Source organism: Fructobacillus ficulneus, from assembly GCF_001047075.2.
In the GTDB taxonomy this organism is placed as follows: Bacteria; Bacillota; Bacilli; order Lactobacillales; family Lactobacillaceae; genus Fructobacillus; species Fructobacillus ficulneus.
In genome coordinates, this window is sequence record NZ_DF968005.1 from 350125 (window position 1) to 353370 (window position 3246).

The following is a 3246-nucleotide window of genomic DNA, read 5'->3' on the forward strand; positions in this document are numbered from 1 at the left end:
TCTGATTTTACTGAGCAGATCCTTGAATTTTAGTTAAGCCAGCACGGGCGATTGGTCCGACAATGGCTAATTGCAGGGGCAAGGCGACGATGATATTGAAGCCCCAAGTCTTTGGGTATGCTGACAAGGAGTTGCCAGAAACGAGGATACCGAAGACCGACATGCAAGTTACCATTCCTAGGACCATCAAAACGGAAATCGTAATCCCAATCTTGGCTCCTGAAGGCTTGGCAAACTTTGGCACAATGGCCTTAAAGGCAATCGCCTTGGCGATGGGACCCACTAAGATGCCGTCGCAGATCATGGCAACGAGGAGGCCAAGGGGGTAGCCGAGGAGGGTATCCTTGGCTAAATTATCGAGGCCTTGGTGCAAAAAGACGTTGTAGGTGGTCATTCCCAAGACCATCAAACCAGCCATCATGATCATAAACAGTAGTTCTTCTTTGAAATTCTTTGGCATTGAAATAAATGCTCCTTTTCTTGATACTTCTAACCTACCATAATAAAAAATTCTTCATAAGTAACAATTTTGTGACAAATATGTAGATTGGGTCTTGACTTAGAGCCCACTTGAGGTTGTATAGTGGATGTAAGCATTCATGACAGTCGTTTTGACTGCTAGGCAGGATGCTGGTAAATTAGAACTAACTCATGATGACCACTTTTCATGACCACTACTCTGACTCAGATAAAATGGTCCGAGCCGCACAGAAAGGCGTGTACGAATGAAATATAAAAAAACTCTGATTGGGACTTTGATTGTCCTAATTATTGGGGGGATTTGGTTAACCTTTAGTTTGTTAACGGCCAACCAAACCAGTCGCCCTCATAGCGAAAGCGGACCAAAGCCAACCCAGGCGACCGTCTTCTTTCACGGGTACGGCTCGAGTCGCAATGCTGAAAAATCAATGGCTTCGTACCTTATCAAAAATAAGTATTCCAACCAAACGATTAACGTGACCGTTGCCAAGGATGGGTCAGTGTCAATGAACCGACCAATTAAGGCGGGAGACAAGAACCCGTTAATTTTAGTTGAATTCAAAAACAACCGGAATACCAATACAACCGTGATGACCAACTGGGTCTCAACCATTATGCAAAAATTGCATAATCAGGGTATCAAGTCCGTCAACATGATTGGCCATTCGATGGGAACGATGGCAATTGCCTTCTACCTCTTGCAGGCCGAAGATGACCAGGACACGATGCCGAAGGTTGCCCGTCAAATTTCAATTGCCGGAGTCTACAATGGGGTCTTGTCATCTGCTGCTTCAAAGTCAGCCTTGAATGACCAGGGGGAGCCAGCCAAAAAGACAGAATTGTTTAATCACCTGAATGGCTTGTCGACTTACTATCAGACTCACCACACCAAGGTTTTGAATATCTATGGTAATTCTGAGGGTGATGAAGAGAGCGATTCAACCGTGGCCAACAACTCCTCCAAGGCTTTGCGTTACTTCGTTCAGGATCCAAGTACTTACAAGGAAATTGAAATCACTGGTAAGCAGGCCCAGCATTCAAAGCTTCACGAAAACACAGCGGTTGACCAAGATATCTTGGATTTCTTACAAGATAAATAAGTCCACTTATTAAATAACCGCTGTTAAATTAAAAACACTAACCACGCTATCAACTTGGGCAAATCAATGATTGCTCAAATAGTACGGTTAGTGTTTTTTATATTGGTGGCAGTTAATATCTTTATTTCAGCCGGTCCTGGTTGATTTCGACGAAGTACTCGTAGAGATTTTTATCCCGGTTTTTGAGCTGGTCGGTATAGGTATCAATCTTATGATTAAGCATTTCCAAGTTCTTTTGATAGGCGGTCAATTTGTCTTGAACGTTATCGCGGTGTCGTAACAAAATGTCCAAGATGTCTTGTTCGTAGTCCGTGCCGTAGCGACGAAGCTCGACAAAGCTTTTCAGGTCTTGGATGGACATGTCGGTTGACCGCATGTGATCAATGAAGAAAAGCCATTCGACATCGCCTTGGCTATACTGGCGAATGTTGGTCTCGGTTCGAGCGGGAACGACCAAGCCTTCTTTTTCATAATAGCGGAGGGTGTGTTCGCTGAGCCCCGTCTTTTCGACGACGGTTTTGATTTTAAATTGTGGTTGTTCTTTATCCATGCCCAAAAGTATACCATAATTCCTTGACCTGGAGTGAACTCTAGGGTTTACAATCAAAGCATTAAAGGGGGAATGATAATGACAGAAAAAGTAACTGCTGGTCGTGACCAGTTGGGGGACTTTGCCCCTCAGTTCGCGGCTTTGAACGATGACGTTTTGTTCGGCCAAGTTTGGGCGGACCAGGCTAACCTAGGTAACCGTGACCGTTCGTTGACAACCGTTTTGGCCTTGATGACGATGGGGGCTTGGGACCAGTTGCCCTTTCATTTAGCTAAAGCCAAGGAAAACGGTTTGCAGAAAAACGAAGCGGTGGCCTTAATTACCCACTTAGCCTTTTATGTCGGTTGGCCCAAAGCTTGGTCAGCCTTTCAGATTGCAAAAGATGTTTATGGAGATGAGAAATAATGGCAAAATTTGATGAATTAGCTCAGGGCGGAATCTTTGGTGAGGGTGTCGAAAATCCTTACGGCCAATTCTTTTTGGGCCAAACGTATTTGAACCAACTCACAATGACACCCGATGACCAGGTTGGCGTGGGAACTGTCCGCTTTGAACCCGGCGCCCGGAATAACTGGCACATTCACCATGACGGCTACCAAATCCTTTTGGTAACTGACGGTCAGGGTTGGTACCAAGAAGAAGGAAAGCCAGCTCAAGCCTTGAAGGCCGGGGACGTGGTCGTGACCAAGGAAGGTGTCAAGCATTGGCACGGTGCCCAAGCCGATTCATGGTTCGAACACATTGCTTTGACGGCTGGAACCCCAGAATGGTTGGAGCCGGTGGACGACGAAACTTATAACAAGCTTTGATTTGCACTGAGGAGGACAGACTGTGTTGAATGAAACTTACAAATTGGCTAATGGGGTCTTACTGCCCAAGCTAGGATTTGGAACTTGGCTCTTGGATGACCAGGCCGTCGTTCCAGCCGTCAAGCAGGCCCTCGACTTGGGCTATCGCCACATCGATACGGCGGCCGTCTATGGCAATGAAGCTGGCGTTGGTCAGGCAATCCGAGAATCTTCGGTTGCTCGCGAAGACATTTTTGTGACCACTAAGATTTTAGCCGAAATCAAAGATTACGACGGAGCCGTCGCTGCCGTTGACGAGTCCTTAGAT

The 3246-nt window shown here is 46.1% G+C and carries 6 protein-coding genes; 4 read left to right on the top strand and 2 right to left on the bottom strand.

What is annotated here, in order from left to right:
* Positions 1-7: 7 nt before the first annotated feature.
* Positions 8-460, bottom strand: a complete 453-nt coding sequence (locus AOQ29_RS06225; RefSeq protein ID WP_061993619.1) for a DUF2798 domain-containing protein — start codon at positions 458-460, stop codon at positions 8-10.
* A 265-nt stretch (positions 461-725) separates the two neighbouring features.
* Here AOQ29_RS06225 and AOQ29_RS06230 point away from each other — a divergent pair, with 265 nt between their 5' ends.
* Positions 726-1580, top strand: a complete 855-nt coding sequence (locus tag AOQ29_RS06230) for an alpha/beta hydrolase (protein ID WP_061993620.1) — start codon at positions 726-728, stop codon at positions 1578-1580.
* A 121-nt stretch (positions 1581-1701) separates the two neighbouring features.
* Here AOQ29_RS06230 and AOQ29_RS06235 read toward each other — a convergent pair whose 3' ends face one another.
* On the bottom strand, positions 1702-2130 hold the full coding sequence (locus AOQ29_RS06235; RefSeq protein ID WP_061993621.1) for a MerR family transcriptional regulator: 429 nt from the start codon (positions 2128-2130) through the stop codon (positions 1702-1704).
* Positions 2131-2208: 78 nt separating this feature from the next.
* Here AOQ29_RS06235 and AOQ29_RS06240 point away from each other — a divergent pair, with 78 nt between their 5' ends.
* The 3 genes from AOQ29_RS06240 to AOQ29_RS08200 all read left to right on the top strand — a co-directional run.
* Positions 2209-2535: a carboxymuconolactone decarboxylase family protein gene (locus AOQ29_RS06240; protein ID WP_061993622.1), complete on the top strand. Its 327-nt coding sequence runs from the start codon at positions 2209-2211 to the stop codon at positions 2533-2535.
* Positions 2535-2939: a cupin domain-containing protein gene (locus tag AOQ29_RS06245; RefSeq protein WP_061993623.1), complete on the top strand. Its 405-nt coding sequence runs from the start codon at positions 2535-2537 to the stop codon at positions 2937-2939. Before AOQ29_RS06240 ends, AOQ29_RS06245 begins: the two co-directional genes overlap by 1 nt.
* A gap of 22 nt (positions 2940-2961) precedes the next feature.
* On the top strand, positions 2962-3246 hold a 285-nt coding region (locus AOQ29_RS08200; protein WP_242977421.1), incomplete at its 3' end, for an aldo/keto reductase.

Excerpts from the sequence above, each read along its gene's own strand:
- AOQ29_RS06225 (WP_061993619.1), bottom strand. The coding sequence starts at position 460 with ATGCCAAAGAATTTCAAAGAAGAACTACTGTTTATGATCATGATGGCT.
- AOQ29_RS06230 (WP_061993620.1), top strand. The coding sequence starts at position 726 with ATGAAATATAAAAAAACTCTGATTGGGACTTTGATTGTCCTAATTATT.
- AOQ29_RS06235 (WP_061993621.1), bottom strand. The coding sequence starts at position 2,130 with ATGGATAAAGAACAACCACAATTTAAAATCAAAACCGTCGTCGAAAAG.
- AOQ29_RS06240 (WP_061993622.1), top strand. The coding sequence starts at position 2,209 with ATGACAGAAAAAGTAACTGCTGGTCGTGACCAGTTGGGGGACTTTGCC.
- AOQ29_RS06245 (WP_061993623.1), top strand. The coding sequence starts at position 2,535 with ATGGCAAAATTTGATGAATTAGCTCAGGGCGGAATCTTTGGTGAGGGT.